Origin of the sequence: Pseudonocardia sp. (assembly GCF_025965585.1) — a bacterium.
Taxonomy (GTDB): Bacteria; Actinomycetota; Actinomycetes; order Mycobacteriales; family Pseudonocardiaceae; genus Pseudonocardia.
The window spans coordinates 13,853-34,508 of the sequence record NZ_JAOPWR010000534.1 but is presented as its reverse complement, the minus strand read 5'-3'; the positions used below and the strand labels follow the sequence as shown (position 1 = coordinate 34,508).

At 71.1% G+C, this 20,656-nt stretch carries 18 protein-coding genes and 1 pseudogene; 13 read left to right on the top strand and 6 right to left on the bottom strand.

What is annotated here, in order from left to right:
* Both JWR81_RS33000 and JWR81_RS32995 read left to right on the top strand, forming a co-directional pair.
* Positions 1-368, top strand: a pseudogene (locus tag JWR81_RS33000) (TetR/AcrR family transcriptional regulator); the annotation flags it as partial.
* A gap of 583 nt (positions 369-951) precedes the next feature.
* A complete protein-coding gene (locus tag JWR81_RS32995) occupies positions 952-1,416 on the top strand; it encodes a nuclear transport factor 2 family protein (protein ID WP_297661767.1) in 465 nt (154 codons plus the stop codon).
* A 94-nt stretch (positions 1,417-1,510) separates the two neighbouring features.
* Here the strand turns inward: JWR81_RS32995 and JWR81_RS32990 are convergent, their stop codons facing one another.
* Positions 1,511-2,968, bottom strand: coding sequence for a PepSY domain-containing protein (locus JWR81_RS32990; protein WP_297661766.1), 1,458 nt, complete (start codon positions 2,966-2,968; stop codon positions 1,511-1,513).
* Between the two features lie 103 nt (positions 2,969-3,071).
* The gene (locus JWR81_RS32985; RefSeq protein ID WP_297661764.1) at positions 3,072-3,746 is read right to left on the bottom strand and encodes a DUF5134 domain-containing protein; all 675 of its coding nucleotides are present in this window, start codon (positions 3,744-3,746) and stop codon (positions 3,072-3,074) included.
* 548 nt (positions 3,747-4,294) lie between these two features.
* Between JWR81_RS32985 and JWR81_RS32980 the strand changes: the two genes are divergently transcribed.
* Positions 4,295-4,693 (top strand): hypothetical protein, encoded by a 399-nt coding sequence (locus JWR81_RS32980; RefSeq protein WP_297661762.1) that lies wholly within the window; start codon positions 4,295-4,297, stop codon positions 4,691-4,693.
* 393 nt (positions 4,694-5,086) lie between these two features.
* Here the strand turns inward: JWR81_RS32980 and JWR81_RS32975 are convergent, their stop codons facing one another.
* Together JWR81_RS32975 and JWR81_RS32970 are read right to left on the bottom strand one after the other, a co-directional pair.
* The gene (locus JWR81_RS32975; RefSeq protein ID WP_297661760.1) at positions 5,087-5,269 is read right to left on the bottom strand and encodes a hypothetical protein; all 183 of its coding nucleotides are present in this window, start codon (positions 5,267-5,269) and stop codon (positions 5,087-5,089) included.
* Positions 5,266-6,282 (bottom strand): SIS domain-containing protein, encoded by a 1,017-nt coding sequence (locus JWR81_RS32970; RefSeq protein ID WP_297661769.1) that lies wholly within the window; start codon positions 6,280-6,282, stop codon positions 5,266-5,268. The genes JWR81_RS32975 and JWR81_RS32970 overlap by 4 nt, the downstream gene beginning before the upstream one ends.
* Before the next feature lie 324 nt (positions 6,283-6,606).
* Here JWR81_RS32970 and JWR81_RS32965 point away from each other — a divergent pair, with 324 nt between their 5' ends.
* The 8 genes from JWR81_RS32965 to JWR81_RS32930 are packed head-to-tail and all read left to right on the top strand — an operon-like array spanning position 6,607 to position 15,685.
* Entirely contained in the window at positions 6,607-7,833 is a 1,227-nt protein-coding gene (locus JWR81_RS32965; RefSeq protein ID WP_297661758.1) for an ABC transporter substrate-binding protein, read from the top strand.
* Positions 7,817-8,788, top strand: coding sequence for a carbohydrate ABC transporter permease (locus JWR81_RS32960; RefSeq protein ID WP_297661757.1), 972 nt, complete (start codon positions 7,817-7,819; stop codon positions 8,786-8,788). The genes JWR81_RS32965 and JWR81_RS32960 overlap by 17 nt, the downstream gene beginning before the upstream one ends.
* Positions 8,785-9,645, top strand: coding sequence for a carbohydrate ABC transporter permease (locus JWR81_RS32955; protein ID WP_297661755.1), 861 nt, complete (start codon positions 8,785-8,787; stop codon positions 9,643-9,645). Before JWR81_RS32960 ends, JWR81_RS32955 begins: the two co-directional genes overlap by 4 nt.
* Before the next feature lie 16 nt (positions 9,646-9,661).
* Positions 9,662-10,780, top strand: a complete 1,119-nt coding sequence (locus JWR81_RS32950; RefSeq protein WP_297661753.1) for an ABC transporter ATP-binding protein — start codon at positions 9,662-9,664, stop codon at positions 10,778-10,780.
* On the top strand, positions 10,770-11,987 hold the full coding sequence (locus JWR81_RS32945; RefSeq protein WP_297661751.1) for an alanine racemase: 1,218 nt from the start codon (positions 10,770-10,772) through the stop codon (positions 11,985-11,987). The genes JWR81_RS32950 and JWR81_RS32945 overlap by 11 nt, the downstream gene beginning before the upstream one ends.
* Positions 11,980-13,068 carry an ROK family transcriptional regulator gene (locus tag JWR81_RS32940; protein WP_297661749.1) on the top strand — a complete coding sequence of 363 codons (1,089 nt, stop codon included), beginning with the start codon at positions 11,980-11,982 and terminating at the stop codon, positions 13,066-13,068. Before JWR81_RS32945 ends, JWR81_RS32940 begins: the two co-directional genes overlap by 8 nt.
* A gap of 5 nt (positions 13,069-13,073) precedes the next feature.
* A complete protein-coding gene (locus JWR81_RS32935; protein ID WP_297661747.1) occupies positions 13,074-14,045 on the top strand; it encodes an N-acetylglucosamine kinase in 972 nt (323 codons plus the stop codon).
* A complete protein-coding gene (locus JWR81_RS32930; RefSeq protein WP_297661745.1) occupies positions 14,042-15,685 on the top strand; it encodes an amidohydrolase family protein in 1,644 nt (547 codons plus the stop codon). The genes JWR81_RS32935 and JWR81_RS32930 overlap by 4 nt, the downstream gene beginning before the upstream one ends.
* 32 nt (positions 15,686-15,717) lie before the next feature.
* On the opposite strand, the gene JWR81_RS32925 is transcribed toward JWR81_RS32930, so the two are convergent.
* Both JWR81_RS32925 and JWR81_RS32920 read right to left on the bottom strand, forming a co-directional pair.
* The gene (locus tag JWR81_RS32925) at positions 15,718-16,725 is read right to left on the bottom strand and encodes a hydroxyacid dehydrogenase (RefSeq protein WP_297661743.1); all 1,008 of its coding nucleotides are present in this window, start codon (positions 16,723-16,725) and stop codon (positions 15,718-15,720) included.
* A gap of 98 nt (positions 16,726-16,823) precedes the next feature.
* Complete coding sequence (locus tag JWR81_RS32920; protein WP_297661741.1) at positions 16,824-18,515, bottom strand: DapH/DapD/GlmU-related protein; 1,692 nt, start codon at positions 18,513-18,515, stop codon at positions 16,824-16,826.
* A gap of 416 nt (positions 18,516-18,931) precedes the next feature.
* On the opposite strand from JWR81_RS32920, the gene JWR81_RS32915 reads away from it, so the two are divergent.
* Complete coding sequence (locus JWR81_RS32915; protein WP_297661739.1) at positions 18,932-19,102, top strand: hypothetical protein; 171 nt, start codon at positions 18,932-18,934, stop codon at positions 19,100-19,102.
* Positions 19,103-19,287: 185 nt separating this feature from the next.
* Positions 19,288-20,634, top strand: a complete 1,347-nt coding sequence (locus JWR81_RS32910; protein WP_297661737.1) for an ABC transporter substrate-binding protein — start codon at positions 19,288-19,290, stop codon at positions 20,632-20,634.
* Positions 20,635-20,656: the final 22 nt, after the last annotated feature.

Sequence of the window (20,656 nt, the reverse complement as noted above, 5' to 3'; positions counted from 1 at the left end):
CCGCTCGGCTGCACGCCGCCGTCGAGCGGGAGTCCGACCCCCGCGCCCGGCTGCTCGCGGTGTTCGACGCCCAGGCCGAGTTCTTCTCCCAGCCCGGCTTCCGTGGCTGCGCCTTCTCCTCCGCCACCGCCGAAGCCCCCCGTGGTGGCAGGATCGAGCAGGCCGCCGACGACTACCGCGCCGACATCCGCGGACTGTTCCACGGCCTCGCCGCCGACGCCGGCGCCCCCGACCCGGACACCCTCGCTCGCCAGCTCCACCTCATCTACGACGGGGCAGGCACGTCCGCGCGGATGGACCGCGACTCCTCGATCGCCATCGCCGCGCGTGCAGCCGCACAGACCCTGATCGATGCAGCACTCGCCTAGACGTGTCCGGTGGATCTCGGTCGATGAGCCCGGCTGTCGTGACTGAAGATGCGCCTCCCCGCTGGGAAGCGGTGCCGCCCGGGTAGGCGAGCCCTTGGCAACGGCACCACCCGTCTCCAGGGGGGAGCGGGACAAGACGGTCAACCAGGTGCCGCGGCCTGGCGGCGATCATCTGTTGTCCACAGCGGACGCGCCGACGTCATTCTGAAACGACCTGTGAGACGAACGGGTTGTCGATGGCACGAATGTCGTCGTCGTCCAGACCGCGCGGTCCCCACGCTGCCGGTTTCCAGCGGCTGCCGAGTGATCACGCACGATCCGTAACCCGAGATTGGCGTTGGACAAAGACCTGACCGGTGCGCGACTGTGACACGGCTCACTGATGAGGAGATCCTGATGCAGCTCGATGACCTCGGCGGCCCGATCCCTGAGCCCTGGGGTGTCGGCAGCTGGGTCGCCTCGACATCAGGCACCTCCTGGTGGGCCGGCCGCGCCGCGCTCGGCCCGATCCGCTGTCGCGTACCGCGTCGCGGCCGCGGGCGAGGCGCTCGCCCCCATCCCGTCGTCCGAACTGGAGAAACCGATGGCCCTTGCCACCCAGGTCATGACCGACGAGCAGCGCAAGTCCGTGGCGTTGGAGTACCTCAAGGCGTTCGACCACGCCGGGGTCACCAGCACCGGCGGGGCGATTCTCGACCTGTTCGCCGACGATGCGCAGGTCTACCTCCCGAAGTGGGGCATCGCCGAGGGCAAGGCCGAGATCGGCAGGCTGTTCGGGGACGTCGGCGGCACGCTGAAGTCGATCAAGCACGACTACGCGTCGTTCAACTGGATCTTCTCCGGCGGGGACACGGTGGTTGCGGAGGGCACCTCGTACGGGGAGCACCAGGACGGCAGTTGGCGGGCGGGCGTGCCGGAGTGGGGCGCGGGGCGCTGGTGCGATGTGTTCGAGATCCGTGACTTCCTGATCCAGCGGGTGTTCATCTACCTCGATCCCGACTACGCGGGGCAGGACACCGCTCGCTATCCCTGGCTGGACCGAGGCTGAGATCTTCTCGCGACGTCCTCGGCTCGGTGTCCACCAGAGCCCAGGACGTCGCGTTCTCGCGTCTCCGACCGGAACACAGACTCGGGCCACGGGTCTACACGCGGGGAGCGGCTCCGGTCTGCAGGTGGCTGCGGATGCCGTCGATGGCCAGAAAGGCCAGCAGCGAGCAGCCGAGCACGGGTTCGAACAGGCCCACACCGACGGCGAGGATGCCGATGACGATGACGGCTCCGAGGCTGGTCCGCGCGTTGCCGCCGGGGGCGCCGGCGAGGCCGCCGGGGGTCGGGCGGCGCAGCCACCACATGCGGTAGCCCCAGATCACCACGCAGATCAGGCCGAGGGCCAGTGCGGCGAGCAGGATCTGGTTGACCACTCCGAACAGCAGGCCCATGTGGGTGTCGATGCCCCAGCGCGCCAGCTTCGCCGCGATCGGCCAGTCGGCGAAGCGCAGCACGTCGACGACGGTGCCGGTGTGCGGGTCGACGGCCACGGAGTCCTGCTTCTCCGGCCAGGACCGCTGCACCTGCGCGACGACCCAGGCCTGGCCCGGCTTGCTCGCCGGGGTGATCTGAACCGGATCGGTGAGACCTTCCGAGCGGGCAGCGGCCAGCACCCGATCCGCGGCGGCCCCGATGCCGGCGGCCCCCGCCGCTGCAGCGGACGGGGCGGCGGCAGTCGTCGGGGCGGGGGCGAGCGTCCTGGTGATCGACGGGGTGCTCCAGTGCAGCGCCGAGCGCAGCGCGCCGACGTTGGCGCCGGCGAAGTGGGACCAGGTCAGCCCGGTCGCGGACAGGAACAGCAGCCCGGCGCTCGCCCACAACCCGACCGAGCCGTGCCAGGAGCGCAACCGGATCCGGTCCCTCGCGGCGAACTCCGGGGCCAGGGTGCGGCGCAGCCGCTTCGCCCGGCGCCCGCGGATCGCCCAGATCCCCAGCCCGCTGAGCGTGAGCACCCACAGCCGACTGGCGGCCAGCTCGCTGTAGACCCGGCCGACGTCGCCCAGATGCAGAGTGCGGTGCAGGTCGTCGAACCAGGCGCGGAGCGGCAGCCATTCCCCGTAGGTCGTCAGCGTGCCCCGGACCTGCGCGGTGTAGGGGTCGACGAACACCGTACGGGAGTACCCGTCGGCCAGCCCCGGCGCGGCGAACACGACACGGGTCGTGCCCCCAGGGGTGGGCCCCGGGCGGATCGCGGTCAGCGTGCCCTGCGGCAGGGCCGCGGCCGCCGCGGCGACCTGCTGCTGCAGCGGCAGCACCCGGGCCCCGACCGGCACGGTCAGCTCGTGGCGGTAGACCAACTGCTCGAGCTGCGGGGTCAGCGTGTAGAGCAGCCCGGTCGTCGCCGCGACCAGCAGGAACGGGCCGACCAGCAGCCCGGCGTAGAAGTGCAGCCGCAGCACCAGCGGCCGCAGCCCCTGCCACCACCAGCTCCACGCCCCGGCCCGGGTCGTCGCCGCGGTCGCGAGGGGAGCCGGCGGGATCGCGGTACCTCCGGCCGGCGCCTCCGCCATCTCGTCGAGCCCGACCGGGCGGGTCTCGGTGGTATCCGACATGTTGCTCCTCACGGGCGTGCGGGGTCGACGGTCGGACCGCAGGAGCGCGGCCACCGCGGTCATCAGAGACGGGAGGAGGGCCGGTCACACCGGCCGGCGACCTCTACAGCATCACAAGCAACATCGCCGCCATGCCGAGACTCATCAGCAGATGACAGCCGGCCGAACCGCGGGCGCCGAGCAGCTGACGGGCCATCGCCCCCGCCGCCTGCGGCGCCGAACCAGGCGCGCCGGCCTGTGTGAGGGCGGTCCGTGTGGTGGCGGTCGGCTCAGCGACGGCCGGGACGAGCGTGACGGCCGGTACCGGTTCGTGCGTGGCGTGCCGGAACACCCGGACGGCCCACATCACCGCAGCGCCCAGCAGAACAACGGACAGCAGCACGCTCAGCCCGATCGCCCACGCCGGCGTCGCCCCGGCGCTCATCGGCATGCCGGACATGGCAGCCGGGCTCACCGGCATGCCGGGCATGTCAGGCATGGACGCCATGCCCGCCGAGCCGCTGTGCCCCGGGTGCGCAGGACCGCCGGAGGACATGCCCATCAGCACCGGCATCCCGGCGACCATCCAGACCATCGCCGCGGCCATCAGCACGTGGTAGCCCAGCTCGATCCGGCCATGAACGAGCCGATCAGCAGTGCGGCCCGTGATCCGCCAAAGGAAATACACGCCGAACGCGCTGAACACGACGATCTGCACCCGGTCGCCCAGCGGCCCGCTCCACGTCCAGGTCATGGCGATCATCGCCACGCTCATCAGCAGATGGAACAGCTCGGCCAACGGGTCCCCGCCGCGCACCGAGCGGACCGACACCAACGATGCCCAGCGCACCAGCGAGTACGTCCCGGTGATGGCGAACAGCACGGTCAGCGCGACCGACAGCGGAAGCGGAAAATTCACATGAGGCCCTTCGTCGTCCTACGGACGGTGCTCGGCAACGACGGGCCCAGGCCCCGAGGGCATCGCCGGAAGCCGATCCCGGCGCCGCGAGCCCAGCCCGCAGAACCCGTTCCCGGATCCAGCCACGACACGCCCCGTCCATTGCCGGACCCCCGACCGTGTAGCACCAATCGCGGCGGAGACTAACTCTTCGAGTCGATTTGATTCCATACGGCTACGGGGTAGGGGCAATAAGCTCCCGCCCGGACCCGAAAGCGTGAGAGGGCACGGCGAGCACCCGATCGTTATCGGAAATTTATTGACATACCGGTGATTCCACCTGCTGTCCTCGCCTCGCCGATGCCCGCACACAAGCGCCGCCGACCGCTGGTGCATACCGGGGTCCACCGAGGAGGATTGCGTCCTGGCCGACAGTGAGGAGCAGACCAGTGACCGAGACTCTGCAGGTCATCGACAGTGCCGGAGCCGGCCCGGTCCCGGCCCACGCCGAGCTCGCCGCGGTGATCGACGCCGTCAGAGAGTGCGAGCAGGCCTCGAACGCATGCGCGATGGCCATGGTCGAGGCCGGCGGAATGGTGGCGGAGGTGCGCCGAGCGCTGGACTGCGCGGACATGTGCGATGTGACCGAACGCATCCTGTCCCGCGGCCCGGCGACCGACCTGAACATCGTCGGATCCGTCGTGCACGCCTGCGTGATGGCCTGCCAGGCCAGCGCCGCGGCCTGCGGGCCACACGCCGCTCAGTACGAGCACTGCCGCCTGCACTCCGAGAGCGCCAAGCGGTGCGCCGAGGCCCTGCAGCATCTGGAGGTATCCCTCAGCTTCTGACCGCGTTCATCGAGGCCGGCCCGGCGCGCGGCGGAGCAGCTGGCCGGCTGAGCGAACCGCCCCGACCTGCGCGCGATTCGCGCGCGATTTTGCGTCCTCGCACCCTCCGTGGACGGTGCGAGGACGCAAAACGGCGCGCGGATCCGGGCGGGGTCAGCCGCCCCGCGGCGAACGGGCTTCGCCCCGCACGCCGGCCGCCGGCGAGCGCTGCGAGGCGTCACCACCAGCCCCCGCAGAATCGGCGACCACCTCGAAGCCGCACTCGTTCTCACGCATATCGAACAACTTCGACTACGCGCTTCTTGTTGAGATCACCTCACTGGCAGGGCAGCCGGTGGAGATCTGGCACAATGCAGACCGGCTATGCCGGCTGCAGTGATGCAGTGCGCAGATTCAGCCAGTGGAAGCATTCGCCTCGACAAGTTCGGTGCATGCCTCGGAGGGCTTCTTCCGGTTGTGGATCGTACGGGGTCGGTCGTTGATATCGGAAGCCACCATCGCCAGACAAGTGGGATCCGAGGTGATCGCCGCTCCTTCGGGGAAGTACTCCCGGACGATGCGGTTGAGGTTCTTCACAAGGTCTTGGTGACCTTCGACAGCCCGCGCGGGACGTCGGGGTCCTCGCCGCGCGTGATCGCCAGGTGGAGCGCGAGCTGCTGGAGCGGGAGGATCTCGATCAGCGGGGACACCGCTTCGTCGATCCCGGCCGGCAGCTGCAGTCCGGCGCTGGAGGCGGCGATCGCCTCGGCGCCGCCGATGGTGAAGACGTGCGCGCCGACCGCGTGCAGGCGCTGCAGCACCTCGCCCATGATCCGGCCCCCGACGCCGTCCGGGGCTACGGCGAGGACCGGGACCTGGGACGTGACCATCGCCAGCGGGCCGTGCAGCAGGTCGGCTCCGGAGAAGGCCTGCGCGCTGAGGTAGCAGGTCTCCATCAGCTTCAACGCGCCTTCGCGGGCGGTCGGGTAGGCGTAGCCGCGGCCGGTGACCACGAGGCGGGAGGCGAACTGGTAGCGCGCCGCGAGCGCCCGCATGTCGTCGGACCGGGCATTCAACGCCTCGCCGGCGGCCGGGAGCGCCTCCAGAGCTGAGCCGTCGCCGTCGCGGAGCATGTCCACCAGCAAGTACAGCGCCAGCAGCTGCGCGGTGTAGGACTTCGTCGCGGCCACGGCCCGCTCCTCACCGGCGAGAACGTCGATGTGCAGCTCGGCGGCCTGCGCGAGCGGTGACGCGGGGGCATTGGTGACCGCCAGCGTGATCGCTCCGTGGCGGCGGCCGGTCTGCACCATCTCGACCAGGTCGGGGGACTGGCCCGACTGGCTGACCGCGATCAGCAGCGTGTCGCGCAGATCCGGCGTCGAGCCGTAGGCGGTCACGGTGGACGGTGAGGCCAGCCCCACCGGCATGCCGTGCACGACCTCGAAGAGGTACTTCGCGTACAGAGCGGCGTGGTCGGACGTGCCGCGGGCGGCGAGCAGCACGAAGCGCGGCTGCCTCCGTTTCAGCACCGCGACGACGGGCGCGAGGCGGGCGCGCCCGGTGAGCGAGCGGCGCCACACCTCGGGCTGCTCGGCGATCTCCGCGGCCATCGCCCGGCCGCTCGTCGGCGGCCCCTGCAGAACGGATCCTTGCGTCACCACGAACCTCCACCACGCCTGCCGTCCCCGGCGTGTCCCGGGACGGCTCTTGACAGTTCACCGAACCGCCAGCTAGACCTTACGAAACTTTCCGAAGGAAGGCTACCGAGCATGGTGGACACCTCGCGCAGGCGATTCCTGAAGGCCGGCGGCCTGGCCGCACTGGCGTTCGGGGCCACGCCTCTGCTTCAGGCGTGCGGTGGGGGTGGTGCTCGGCCGGCCCCGGCTGCGGGCCCGCCTCTGGCGCCGCCGAGTACCGGGGGTGGCGACCTGGCGATGCGGATCTGGGGTGCCTACCCCGACTTCGTGACGTCCGAGGTGGCGGCGTTCGAGAAGACCTACGGCGCCCGGGTGGACCTGGGCGTGATCGCCGGTGACTACCCGTCGCTGATGACCAACCTGCTGCGCCAGGGCACGCCGCTGGACATGGTCTACAGCCTCTGGCACATGCCCCAGGCGTACGCCGAGGCGAACTGGATCCACGACTTCGAGCGGTTCTGGGCCAAGGACGCCGCCGAGAAGGAGATGCTCCCGGCCGTCCGCGATGCCCTGACCATCAACGGCAAGCTCGTCGGGCTGCCGTACTTCGCCTTCGTCAACGGGGCGCTGTTCGCCAACACGGACGTGCTGCGCAAGGCCGACCTCGAAGGTCAGTACCCGAAGACCTACGAGGAGCTCTACGCCCAGGTGCGGCTGATCAAGCGCCGGGGCGCGAGCGACACGCCCTACCTGCCGTCGTTCTGGTCCGCGCCCTGGTTCGGCATCCCGTTCGGGTTCATCCAGGAGGCGCTGAACCGGAACATCCCGCTGTTCGGCCCGGGCGGGCGGCCGCTCTTCGACGAGCAGTCCGAGGTGGTCGACATGCTCGGCCAGTGGCGCAGCCTGTACCAGGAGGGGCTGGTGCCCCCGGGCGTCCTGACCTTCCAGGAGTCGGACTGGACGGAGGCGTTCGCGAAGGGCGGCATCGCCTACTCACCACAGCTGCAGTACGACATCAAGACCTTCTCCGACCCGCAGACGTCGCAGGTCGCCGGCAAGATCGTCCCCGTCCCGCAACAGGGGCAGAAGTGGGGCATGCTGCACGTCGGCGCGTACCTGGTCGGCAACTACGGGCAGGACGACGCCGCCCTGGCGCAGGCCTACGACCTGGCCCAGCACTTCGGATACCGCGACCGGCGCACCGGCCGGTTCGACGTGCCCGACGCCTGGGCGGGCAACTACTACCTGACCCAGGGCTACAGCGCGGTGAACAACAGCCCCGCGCTGGCCGAGTCGGTCGCGAAGTGGCTGCCCGATCCGGAGACGAACTGGCCGGTCCTGAAGGACTACCTGACCGATCCGCAGGTCGCGACCGACCTGTTCCACACCACGTGGGGCTCGGTGTGGATGACGTACGCGTCCCGGGAACTGCCGAAGGCGGTCAACGGGGACGAGACCCCGGCCGCTGTCGTGAAGAAGCTGCAGACGAAAGCAGAGAGCCTGATCGATGAGTACGGTAACTGAGCCCGCGCCGCCGGGTCCGGCGAAACCCGTCGAGGAGTCCACCGCCCGGCCGAGGACGCCGTTCAGCTCGCGGATCAGCCCAACCGGGTTCGGTCTGCTGCTCGTCGCGCCGGTGGCTGTCCTGCTGGTGGCGATCGTGATCTACCCGGTGGCGTACTCGCTGTACCTGAGCCTGTCGCACACGAACCCCTTCACCGGGGTCCGGCGCTTCGCCGGCCTCGACAACTTCGGGCAGGTGCTCAGCGACCCGGACTTCTGGAACTCCACGTGGCTGACCGTCTACTACGTCGTGTGCGTGACGGTGCTGGCCGCCGCCGTGGCGCTGGGCCTGGCGCTGCTGCTGCGCGAGAGGTTCGTCGGGCGTCCGGTCCTGATGGCGCTGATCGTGCTGCCCTGGTCGCTGTCGACCTACGCGGCGGGCGTCGTCTGGCGCTACGTCTACAGCCCGCAGTACGGACTGCTCGCCGCGATCGCGCAGCACCTGGGTCTGCCACCGCTCGATCTGCTCTCGACGAACACGGTGATCCCGGCGCTGGCGCTGGTACACGCCTGGCAGTTCGCCCCGCTGGGGGCCTACTTCCTGCTGGCGAGCCTGCAGGTGATCCCGGACGACCTCTACAAGCTCGCGAAGGTCGACGGCATGGGCATCCTGCGGCGGTTCCGCGCGATCACGATGCCCTACATCCGGCTGCCGTTCGCCATCTACGTCGTGCTCGTCGGGGGCCAGGCGGCGATGGCGTTCGACCTGATCTACTTCCTGACGTCCGGCGGGCCGGGGGGCGCGTCCCAGACGTTGACCTACGCCATCTACCAGGAGACGTTCCAGGACCTGAGCTTCGGGCCCGGCGCCGCGATGTCCTGGATCCTCTTGGTCGTGGTCACGGTGCTGACCGCCGGCTACTACGTCGTGGCGATGAGATCCGGGTCGCGGCAGGGCAAGGCGGCGGGGGCATGAGCGTGCGACGGAAGATCCTCATCCACATCCTCGCGTTGATCGCGTTGGTCTGGACGGTGGTGCCCATCGTCTGGATCGTGCTGATCTCGCTGATGTACCACCACGAGTTCGCCTCGGCGGACATCCACCTGTTCCCGCACCAGCCGACGCTGGCCAACTACGTCCGGCTGCTCGGCGGCGACGCTCCTGACTGGAACGGCGTCCCCCAGGGCCCGAACGCGTACGGGCCGCTGATCCGCCAGGGCCTGCTCAACAGCGCCGAGGTCGCCGTCTGGGTGACGGTGCTGAGCATGATCGTCGCGGTGCCCGCCGCCTACGCGCTGTCGCGGGTCCAGATGCGGTTCCGCCAGGCCGGACTGCTCACGATCGTGGCCACCCGGTCCATCCCACCGGTCGCGACCACGATCCCGTTCTTCGCGCTCTACCAGGGCCTCGGGCTGTCGGGCACGAAGACCGGCCTGGTCATCGCCCACATGACGATCACGGTCCCGCTGCTGGTGTGGATCGGGACCAGCTTCTTCGGCGGCCTGCCGCCCGGCCTCGAGCGGATGGCCCGGGTGGACGGCTGTTCGCGGTGGCTGGCGTTCGCCCGCGTCGTCGTGCCTGCGTCGCGGAACTCCATGACGGCGATGGCGGTGATCGCGTTCATCACCTCCTGGGACGAGTTCACGTTCGCCCTCATCTTCAACACCGGCACGCCCGCGCAGACCTTCCCGCCGGCGTTGTCGAGCATGTTCTTCCAGGTCTCGGTGCCCACCGACGTCGCGAGCGCGACGGTGTTGGGCCTCATCCCGCCGCTGCTCGTGGCGGGCCTCTTCCAGCGCTACATCCGCAAGGTGAACCTTGTCGGCCTCTGAGGAACGGACAGCTGTCATGGAACCTGAAGTGCTGCAGGTCGGCATCTCGGTCGAGTCGGTGACCAAGCGCTACGGCAGGGCCCCGCGCGCCGCCCTGGACGACGTCGACCTCGAGATCCGTCCCGGTGAGCTGCTCGCGGTGCTGGGCCCGTCCGGCGGCGGCAAGAGCACGCTGCTCAACGTGCTGGCCGGGCTCGAGCCCGTCAACTCCGGGCGACTGCGGTTCGGCGACGAGGACGTCACCGACATCCCCGCCGAGCGGCGCAACGTCGCCGTGGTCTTCCAGTCCTCGATGCTCTACCCGCACCTGTCCCTGCGGCAGAGCATCGCGTTCGCGCTGAAGATGCAGAAGCTGCCGGCGGGGGAGATCCAGCGGCGCATCGACGAGGTCGCCGGCTGGCTGCGCATCGACCACCTGCTCGACCGCAAGCCGCACGAGGTCTCCGGCGGCGAGCGGCAGCGCTCCGCGGTGGCCAAGGCCCTTGTCTCCCATCCCGCCCTGCTGCTCATGGACGAGCCGTTCTCGGCCGTCGACGCCCAGCTCCGGCGTCAGATGCGCACCGAGCTCGCCAAGCTGCACCGGCAGTTCGGCACCACGACGGTGTTCGTCACCCACGACCAGGAGGAGGCGATGAGCATCGCCGATCGGGTGGCGGTGATGCGTAACGGCACGCTGGTGCAGGTGGCCGACCCACTGACCCTGTACCGGCAGCCGGCCTCGGCGTGGCTCGCCGACTTCGTCAGCGTGCAGCCGTTCAACCTCGTCACGATCGAGCACCAGGACGGCGTCACGCTCTCCGCGTTCGGCGGGAGCCTGGTGCTCACCCCACCCGGTGGCCCGCTGCCCGAGCGGTTCGACCTCGGTGTCCGGCCCGAGCACCTGCGCATCACGCGCAGCGCGTCGTCGGCCTTCCGGGTCCTCACCCGCGAGATCATCGGCGGCCAGGTGAAGTACACGATCACCACCGACCGGGGGGACGAGCTCGTCGCGGTGCGCAGCGACGACGAGGTGCTCGACGCCGACACGCCGGTCGACCTGGCTGTCGACTGGGCGCACGCGCTGGCCTTCGATCCCGACAGCGGTGATCGTCTCGACCTCCGATTCGACGAAGTGGTGGTGGCCCGTGTTTCTTGAGCTCCTCCGGCGGCGCAACCCTGCCCTGCTGACGGCGGCGGCCGATCTCGCCCTGCAGCGGCGGATCCCGCCGAACACCTTCGTGCTCGACCGCGACGCGATCGCGGCCAACGCCGCCGTCATCCGGGCCGAGGCCGATGCCGTCGGGTTGGCGCTGTACTTCATGACCAAGCAGATCGGCCGGAACCCGGTGATCACCGAGGCGCTGGTCGGCGCGGGCGGTGGCGAGACCGTCGCGGTGGACATCGCCGACGCCAACGCGCTACTGGCCCACGGCTTCCGGCTGGGACACGTCGGGAACCTGGTGCAGGTGCCGACGATCGACATCCCGCGAATCGTGGCCGCCGAACCCGAGGCCATCTCGGTCTTCAGCGCGGCCAAGGCACGGCAGATCGCGACCGAGGCCCACCGCCAGGGCCGCACGCAGGACCTGCTGATCCGCGTCGCCGACCCGGCCAGGGACACGTACCTGCCCGGCATGGACGGCGGCGTGCTCATCGACGACCTGCGCACGACGGCGGCGGAGATCGCGGCACTGCCGGGCGTTCGGGTCGTGGGCGTGACGACGTTCCCGGCGCTGGCCTACTCCGAGGCGGCGAAGCCCGTCCCCACCGCGAACTTCGCGACGTTGCTGCGGGCCCGCGACATCCTCGAGGGCATGGGCCTCGAGGTGCTCCAGGTGAACGCCCCCGGCAACACCTCCGTCTACACGCTGCGCACGCAGGCCGAGCTCGGCGCCACCCACGTCGAGCCCGGGCACGGGTTCCTCGGCACCACGCCCTACCACCTCGTGCAGGACCTGCCGGAGATCCCGGCCGCCTGCTACGTCACCGAGGTGGCCCACCACGTGGGCGATCGCGCCTACGTCTACGGCGGCGGCTTCTTCGTCGACGACCCGGTGTGGCTGGACCCGGAGTTCCGGCGGACCGTCATGGTCGGCAACAGCCTGGAGGAGATCCACGAGCACCGCGAGGAGTTCCACGGCGCGGGGTCCGGCACCACCGGCGGGTTCGGGGGCATCGACTACTACGGCTACATCAGCGGCACGCCGCAGACCGCGCCCGTCGGCTCGACCGTCGTGATGGGTTTCCGCATCCAGTCCTTCGTCACGCGGGCGAACATCGCCGTCGTCAGCGGCGCAGGGGAGCGGCCCGTGTTGCACGGTGTGTTCGATCAGGCCGGGAACCGGCTGCCGACCTATGTTTGACGTCCGGACGGCCGACCGCGGCTACATCCGCGAGGTGAACCTGCGCGCGGTCGTGGAGACCCTGCGGCGGGTCGGCGCCATGACCCGGGCCGGTATCGCGCGCGAGACGGGTCTGAGCGGCCCGACGGTCTCGGCGGTGGTGACGACGCTGACCGAGGCCGGTGTGGTCACCCCGGTCGGCGAGGGACCGGCGACCGGCGGCCGACGGGGCGACCTGTACGGGCTCGACGCCGGATCCCGCACGGTGCTGGCGGTGGACCTGAGCGGTGAGCCGGCCCGGCACGCTCTCGTCGACCTGAACGGCGGCATCGTCGCCGGTTCGCTCCACGACGTCCCCGCGACGGCGCTGCGCAGCCCGGCGACCTTCGTCCGCTGGCTCGCGAAGCAGGTGAGCGGCCTGGAGCACGTGGTCGGCATCGGACTCGCGGTCCCCGGCGTCACCGACCCGCTGACCGGCACCATCGAGTGGGCGCCGAGCCTCGGGTGGCGTGACGTCCGGCTGCTCGACGAGGTCCGGGCCACGGTGCGGACCGAGGTGGTGGTGGTCGACAACGACCTCAACCTCGGCGCGCTGGGCGAGCATGCCTTCGGCGAGCACGACGCGTCCGACCTGGTCATGTTCGGCGTCCGCGGCGGTCTGGGCGCAGGTCTGATCCTGGGGGGAACGCTGCACCGCGGCGTGCACTTCGCGGCCGGCGAGATCGGGTACCTGCCCGCGCCGTCCGGCGAGCGCGGGTCGCGCGACTTCGGCCCGCTGGAGACCACGCTGTTCGACCACATGCGCGCGGTCGGGGAGAACGGCACGGCGGACGAGGCGTCGACCACCGGGATCACCGAGATCCTGGCGTCCGCCTGCGTGGCGGTTGCGGCGGTGCTCGACGTGGGCGTCATCGTCCTCGGCGAGGAGATCCTCCGCTACGGCCGACGACTCGACGAGGAGCTCACCGACCGGCTCGCCGATGTGCTGCCCCACCCGCCGACCGTAATCCCGTCACGGCTGGGCGCGGACGCCACGCTGCGCGGTGCCGCGGCCGCGGTCCACCAGCAGGTCAACACCGACATGCGGCGACTGCTCATATGATCTTCGTGGGAGTCGACGCCGGCGGCACGCGCGCCCGGTGCGCCGCGATCAGCTCGACCGGCACCGTCATCGGCCGCGTGACCGGCCCGGGGGCCAACGTCCACCGCCACGGCCCGCAGGCCAGCGGTCGCACGCTCGTGGGACTCGTCCGCGCGGCGCTGCGCGACACGCCGCCCGGAGCACCGGTGTATGCGGCGGTCTGCGCGGCCGGGTTGGACACCAAGGAGGTCGAGGCCGCGCTGGCGGACGGGCTGCGCGAGGCGGCGCCCGACATCGACTGGTCGCTGGCCAACGACGCGATGGGGGCGTGGATGGGCGCGTTCGGCACGGGCTCGTCCGGGGTGGTCGCCATCTCCGGCACCGGCTCCGTGGCCTTCGCCCGCAACGGCGCCCGGGAGGCCCGGGCCGGCGGGTGGGGAGCGCTGCTCGGTGACGAGGGCAGTGGCTACGACATCGGGCGGCGTGCGCTGATCGCGGTGCTGCGCCAGCACGACCGCGTCGGACCTCCCACTGCGTTGTGCGGTCCGGTCCTGCGGGAGCTCGGGCTCACCGAGCCGCAGTCGATCATCGACCACATGCACTTCCGCATGCAGCCCTCGGACGTCGCGGCGCTGGCCCCGGTGGTGCTCCACCACGCGAGTGCCGGCGATCCCGTGGCCGAGCGGATCGTCGAGGCGGCCGCGACCGCCCTGGTCGAGTTCGCCGGGGCCGCCGCGGCGGCCGTGCGCGACGAGGGCGATCCACCGACGCCGTTCGCCCTGGTGGGCGGGGTGTCGGGGGACGCCTTGTTCCGAGCCTGCGTCCGGCGGCACAGCGCCGGCCCGGCCCGGTGCCTGTCCTGGCAGCAGGCGCAGGCCTCACCCATCGTCGGGTCGGTCCGGCTGGCGATGGAGGCCGCTGCCACGGCGTGCCCCGGCCTGATCGGCACCATCGAGCTCACCCCCCATCTGACGGCAGCGATCGAGGCGGCAGCGTGAACCTGGACTTGTTGATCCGTGACGGGCTCGTCGTGGACGGGACCGGTGCTCCGGCGTTCGTCGCGGACGTCGGGGTCCTGGGACGCGACATCGTCTACGTCGGGACCCTCCCCGAGGGCGTGCAGGCGGATCGGGTGATCGACGCCCGCGGGAAGGTGGTCAGCCCGGGCTTCGTCGACATCCACAGCCACTCCGACTTCGTGCTGGCCGACCCGCGGCACGAGGACATCCTGAGCTGCTTCCTGCGTCAGGGCATCACGACGCTGGTCACCGGCAACTGTGGTTTCGCCCCGGCCCCGGCGGTCCCGGCCTTCGATCCCGAGATGCGGGGCTACACCTCGTTCCTGCGCTCGCGTGGTTCGCGCAGCGGCTGGCCGACGATGGCGGACTACCTCGACACCCTCGACGACGCCGGGGTCGCGCTCAACGTGGTGCCACTGGCGGCCCACGGCGCACTGCGGATCGCCACGATGGGTTTCGCCAAGCGGGAGCCGGATGCCGCCGAGCTGCGGCAGATGACCGCGCTGCTCGAGGAGTCCCTCGCCGCCGGCGCCTTCGGGATGTCGGCCGGCCTGGCGTACGCACCGGGCATGTACGCCGACACGGCGGAGGTGACGCACCTGGCCCGCCTCGTCGGACGCACCGACGGGCTGTTCACCTGCCACAGCCGGGGACTGTCGGAGACCCTCGTCGACGCCGTCAACGAGGTCGTCGAGATCGCTGCCCACGGCGAGGTGCGGACCCAGTTCTCGCACCTGTGCGCGCTGGGGGAGTCGAACTGGCCGCGGATCGGCCGGGCGATCGACTCCCTGGAGGTGGCCCGCAGGCGGGGGATCGACGTCGCCACCGACTGCCAGGCCTACATCGCCGGGAACACGACGCTGGCCGCGCTGCTCCCGCCCTGGGCGGTCGAGGGCGGGATGGACGAGGTGGCCGCGCGGCTCGACGACCCGCGCACCCGCACGGAGATCCGGCGCAGCATCGAGGACGAGCGCCCGCAGTGGCCCACCCCGTCCGGCGGCTGGACCGACAACATGATCGCGTCGCTCGGCTACGACAACATCCTGTTGCTGACCGTCGGCTCGGCCCAGTACCGCGAGCACGAGGGCGGCTCGCTCGCCCAGCTCGCGGAGCGCACCGGCCGCGACCCGTTCGACGCCACGATGGACCTGCTCGTCGCCGACCGCGGCGAGACGATGATGCTCGTGGTCGGCTCGGCCGGCAGCATGCGGTCCGACGCGCCGCTGCGGGAGGTCCTCGGCCTGCCCTACACCGCGCTGGAGACCGACGCCATCGTCACCGGCGAAGGCACCCCCAACCGCGGAGCCTTCGGCGCCTACCCCCGGATGCTCGGCCACTTCGTGCGATCCGAGGGGCTGCTGTCCCTCGAGCAGGCGATCCACCGGATGACGGGGCTGGCCGCCGGGCGGGTCGGCCTGTCGACGATCGGCCGGATCGGGCCGGGATGCGCGGCCGACCTGGTGGTCTTCGACCTCGACGAGGTCGGCGACACGACGACCTACTCCGACACCACGTCGTCACCGACCGGGATCGAGTACGTGCTCGTCAACGGCACCGTGATCGTCGACGGTGGCGGCTACCGCCCCTCCCGCGCGGGCCGGGTGTACCGCCGCGGTTGACGACCGCGGGCGGCACCTCCGGTACCGGGCGGTCACGCGTTCGTCGCGTACCTCTCGCGCGTCACCTCGTAGGCGAGTGGTTCACCGCGGGCGAGCCGGCCCACCTCGGCCACGGCCCGCTCCCCGATCCGGTGCAGCTCGAGGCCGCGCGAGCCCGCGACGTGGGGTGTCAGGACGACGTTGTCGAGGTCCCACAGCGGCGAGTCGGGTGCGGACACCTCGGGGTCGGTGACGTCGATGACGGCACGGATCCGGCCGCTGCAGAGCTCGCTGACCAATGCGTCCTGGTCGATCAGGGCACCGCGTGCGGTGTTGATGAACGTGACCCCGTCGCGGAGCGCGGCGAGCTCGGGTGCACCGATCATGCCGCGGGTCTCGGGCAGCAGCGGGGCGTGCAGGGTCACGACGTCCGATGTGGACAGGACGGTGTGCAGGTCCGCGCGCTCGACCCCGAGCTCGGCCGCCGCGGCGTCGCTCAGGTACGGGTCGTGGATCACCACGTGCACGTCGAAGGGCCGGAGCAGGTCGATCACCCGGAGCCCGATGGCGGACGCGCTGATGACTCCCACCCGTCGTCCGTAGGTGCCGCTGGTTGCGAGCAGGCCGTCGACGTCGACCTCCCGGCGCTCGCGGCGATAGATCTGCTCGGTCCCCCGGACGCCCTTGAGCTCCAGCAGGATCATCGCCAGCGTGTACTCGGCGACCGGGAGGGCGTTGGCCCCGGCCTGGGAGGAGAGCCGCACGCCGCGGTCGTAGGCGAAGGCTGTGACCACGGGACGCAGCGATCCGGCAGCGTGGATCACCGCCTTCAGCCGCGGTGCGGCGGTGAACGTGTCGTCGTCCAGCAGGGCGGTCCCGGTCCCGGTGACGACCACGTCGGCCGTGGCGAGCAGCGCCCGTGCGGCCGGCGAGCCGTGGTCGGTCGGGGTGGGGGAGTAGCGGACCCGGCCGAACCTTTCCAGCCGCGCGCGGACCGACGGCTCCAGCGTCATGTCGACGAACTCCGGCGTCATCGCGATCACGATGTCGAGGACTGGCACGTCCGCCACCTCCGGTCTGGGCGCCTGTGATCCGCGGTGCACGGTATCAGGTTGGAATGCGCTTGCCGACTTGCTGTCGGGAAGTCGGTCCGCCGATCTCAGAGGGGGCCGGCGGCGACCGCGCCGCGCGGTTCGGGCCGGTGCACCCCCCGGGGCGTGTAGCCGAGAGCGTCGCTGCAGCCGAGGTGATCGGCGAGCAGCCAGGTGATCGACAGCCACATCTCGGTGCCCAGCAGGCCCGGTGTCCGCTCAGGGCCGTGGCCGGCCTCGAGGGCGAAGCTGAAGCCGGCCCCGTCGCGCCAGGACCGCAGCACCCGGGCCAGCTGCCGCCGCGCCCACTGCTCGCCCTCGGCCCGCCGATGGCCGGTCTGCCGCGCACAGAGCCACAGCGGGTGGATCACGTCGAGCACGTTGCACGCGGTGCCACGGTCGTCGCGGAACCAGTGCGTGTCCGCGGCGTGGGCCAGCACGCTGTCGATCGTCCGCTCCGGGTAGGGCAGCGGGACGCCGAACTGGGCGAACGTGCCCCGGGTCAGCCGGTAGAAGCCGTTGACCGGCTCCAGCCAGCGGGACCGCTCGTCCGGACGCCCCCACAGGCCGGTGGAGCGGTCGCAGCGGGTCAGCAGCCAGCCGAACAGGCTCTCGATCTCGCCGTCGAGTCCGAAGTCGGCCCGGTTGCGGTACAGCGCCGTGCCGATCGCGTCGACCCAGGAGCCGGCCCGCCAGCTCTCACCGGCCCACGGCAGCCGGTCCAACGCGGACCTCAGGTCCTGCGACGACATTTCCGCCACGGAGGTGATCGGGTGCGCGAACCGGGATCCGAGCAGTTCCAGGGCGTATCCCGCGGCCAGGACGTGGTAGTTCACGGCGGCGTGGCCGTCGGCCGACGGTGCGGCCGACCGGGGGCCGTCCGGGCCGGGCAGCTCGGGGACCAGGCCGGTCCGTGGGTCCTGCCCGGACCGCAGCACCTCGATGATGCGTTCGGCGCCGACCTGCGGTGGCGTGGAGTCGAGCAGCATGTCCGAGAGCTCCACCGCATCGCACCAGGCGCGCAGGGTCGGGTCGGCGTCCGGACGGTCCACGAACCCGGGCTCCGGGTCGTCACCCTGCCAGCACCGTTGCAGCAGCTCAGCGGCCTGGGCCCGGGCGGTCTCGGCGAGCCGGTGCAGGCTGCTCCCCAGATCTGCCGGCCCGCTCGCGGGCTTCGTCGCCCGGCGATCGCGGATCGGTCGCGCCGGGTTCCCGGCCGCGACGGTCCAGGCGGGCACGTCCTTGGTCACCACCGAGCCGGCGCCGATCACGCTGTGCGCCCCGATGCTGACGCCGTCGAGGACCACCACGTGGGAGCCGATCCACACGTCGTCGCCGATCGAGATCCCCTTGTAGACCAGGGGCTGCTGGTGGATGGGCTCGTCGGGGGAGGTCAGGTGGTTGAACCCGAGGATCGAGGTGTGTGCTCCGACGCGCACGCCGTCGCCCATCCGGACCCGGCCTCTGAGCTCGGAGAACGGGTTGAGGGTGCAGTTCTCGCCGATCTCGTGCTCACCCCACAGGTAGACGTGTGCGGCGAGGTAGGACTGTGCCCCGACCACGAGCCGGTCGGCGTACACGGCGGCGAGCGGCGAGACGAAGGCGCCGGGGCCGAGATGGACCTCGCCGCGGGTGGCGATCTCTGCGTGCCAGGCGCGCTGCGCGTCCTGCTCCTCGGGCGAGGCGTCGGTCCAGAACGGTGTGACGCCGAGGTCGTACCGGGTGAACTGGCTGCGCCGAGCGTGCGTCGTCGGTTCCATGTCCGTCTCCTGTCCTGGTGGCTGCGGGCGCAGGCGCCCGCAGCTCGCCGGGGGCGACCGGTGGGGCGGCGTCGCGTCGGTCCGGGCGGATGCGCGGTGCGCCCGCGACCATCCACATGCGCCTCGGCAAGCGGCTTCCGCGGGGCCTGCGGCTGGGTCCCCCGCGGCTCGATGATGAGCTCTCGCGAGGTCTGCGTGCCGCCGCAGCGAACCACAGATCGTGTTCCGTGCACCAGTCCCGTATCTGGACGGATCCGGCCGGCGATCGATCTTGACACCCGATGACCTGGGTGCGAAGCTCTGGAAACCGCATTCCGAAACGGTGGGACCCTGAGGGTGACGACCTCGGAACCGGCGCGGTCGTTCCGCGCTGCCGCCATGTGACGCAACCCGATCTCCACCTAGATGGGACAGCCGTGGGATACAAGCTCGCAGCGTTCAGCGACGACCTGATGCTCTTCCATCCGCGCAGCCCCGAGGAACACCTCGAGCTGCAGCGCGACGCCCTCGCCGACGTGGCGAACCTCCGGGCGATCCTGGACAGCGCCGTCGCCGAGCAGGGCCCGCCGAGTGCGCAGCCCAGGTGAGGTAGCCATCCGATCAGAGCGCGGCGGGGACCTCCGCTCGCGGAACTGCGGTCCCAGGTACCGGCTCACCTGTCCGCAACGATACAGGACGCCCTGAAGGAGCGTGAGGAATGCGGCCCGACAGCACCGGTGAACGCCGGATGCAGCAGGCAGGACCGAGGCGGTCGGCGGGGAGGGGGAGACCCTTGTCCCGGCGGGGTGTCCTCAAGCTCGGCGGGGTCGGAGTGGCAGCGGTCGCCGCGCCGGCGCTGCTGAGCGCGTGCGGGCGGGGCGAGGATCCGAACAGCATCACCGTCCAGGTCGCGCAGAGCCCGACGGCACCGGCGGGGCAGCGCCGGATCCTGGCGGCGATGCAGAAGAAGTTCGAAGCCGCCCATCCCGGCGCCTCGGTGAGGTTCAACGTGGTCACCCTCGGTTCGGCGGTGACCACGTCGGTGATCACCGCCGCCACGAGCCGGGACGGCCCCGACATCTTCGAGGTCAGCCCGCAGACCCTGCCCACCGGCCAGGCCGTCGGGGTGTTCGAGGTGCTCTCCGACAGCGACTGGGCGGCCGTGGGAGGCAAGGGCAGATACCTGCCGACGGCGCTGGCGGCGACCGGCCGGACGACCGACGAGCTCGTAGGGATCCCGTACTACGCGTCCACCATGGCCATGTACTACAACCGCCGGACGTTCCAGCAGGCCGGCATCACCGCCCCGCCGCAGACGTGGACCGAGTTCGTCGACATCGGACGACAGCTGTCCGCACCCGCGCAGGGCCGGTACGCGGTCGGTCTCGGTGCCGCCGAACCGTCCGACCCCTGGCACGTGATCTGGTTGCTCACCACGCAGCTCGGTGGAGAGCTGATCAGCGCCGACGGCAGAACGTCCCGGCTCAACTCCCCGCAGGTCGTGGAGGCCACGAGCTTCTGGCTGGACTGGATCGCGAAGTACGGCATCGCCAACAGGCGGGACGCGACCAACGTCTCCGCCGAGCAGATCAAGCAGTTCACCGCGGGGACGACCGCGATGTTCTGCTGCGGTTTCACCCAGGCGATCAGCAGCATGGGCGGCACCGGCGTCGCCGACGACTGGGCCCTCGCGGGCAACCCGACGGTCCCGTACGGGCGCACGGCCCTGCCGGCCGGGCAGAAGCCGGTGCAGACCTATCTCGGCGGGGCGACCTGGGCGATCTCCAAGTACACCCGCAACCGGACCCTCGCCCTCGGGATGGCCAAGATCATGGGTGATCCCGACATCCAGCGGATGACGTGGCAGGAGGTCGGCGGCATCCCGGTCACCACCGAGACCTTCACCGCCTATCCGGAGACGAAGCAGGGCGTCTGGGCGGTCACCTACGAGGCCGCGGTCAATGCGGCACCGACGCCGTGGTCACCGTCGTTCGCGCAGGTCTCACCGCTGCTGTCCGCCGCCGTGAAGCCGAGCTTCGCCGAGCTCGCGGCGAACGGGACCTACGACCCGGCCGCGCTGCGCAAGCAGCTCGACACCGCCGACCAGACGTTGGCCCAGGCCTTGGAGAGTGAGCGGTGACGAGTCAGTCGGTTCTCGAACA

Coding starts and splice junctions, on each gene's coding strand:
- JWR81_RS32960 (WP_297661757.1), top strand. CDS start 7,817: ATGAGTACGGTAACTGAGCCCGCGCCGCCGGGTCCGGCGAAACCCGTC.
- JWR81_RS32940 (WP_297661749.1), top strand. CDS start 11,980: ATGTTTGACGTCCGGACGGCCGACCGCGGCTACATCCGCGAGGTGAAC.
- JWR81_RS32955 (WP_297661755.1), top strand. CDS start 8,785: ATGAGCGTGCGACGGAAGATCCTCATCCACATCCTCGCGTTGATCGCG.
- JWR81_RS32990 (WP_297661766.1), bottom strand. CDS start 2,968: ATGTCGGATACCACCGAGACCCGCCCGGTCGGGCTCGACGAGATGGCG.
- JWR81_RS32950 (WP_297661753.1), top strand. CDS start 9,662: ATGGAACCTGAAGTGCTGCAGGTCGGCATCTCGGTCGAGTCGGTGACC.
- JWR81_RS32920 (WP_297661741.1), bottom strand. CDS start 18,515: ATGGAACCGACGACGCACGCTCGGCGCAGCCAGTTCACCCGGTACGAC.
- JWR81_RS32995 (WP_297661767.1), top strand. CDS start 952: ATGGCCCTTGCCACCCAGGTCATGACCGACGAGCAGCGCAAGTCCGTG.
- JWR81_RS32965 (WP_297661758.1), top strand. CDS start 6,607: ATGCGGATCTGGGGTGCCTACCCCGACTTCGTGACGTCCGAGGTGGCG.
- JWR81_RS32970 (WP_297661769.1), bottom strand. CDS start 6,282: ATGGCCGCGGAGATCGCCGAGCAGCCCGAGGTGTGGCGCCGCTCGCTC.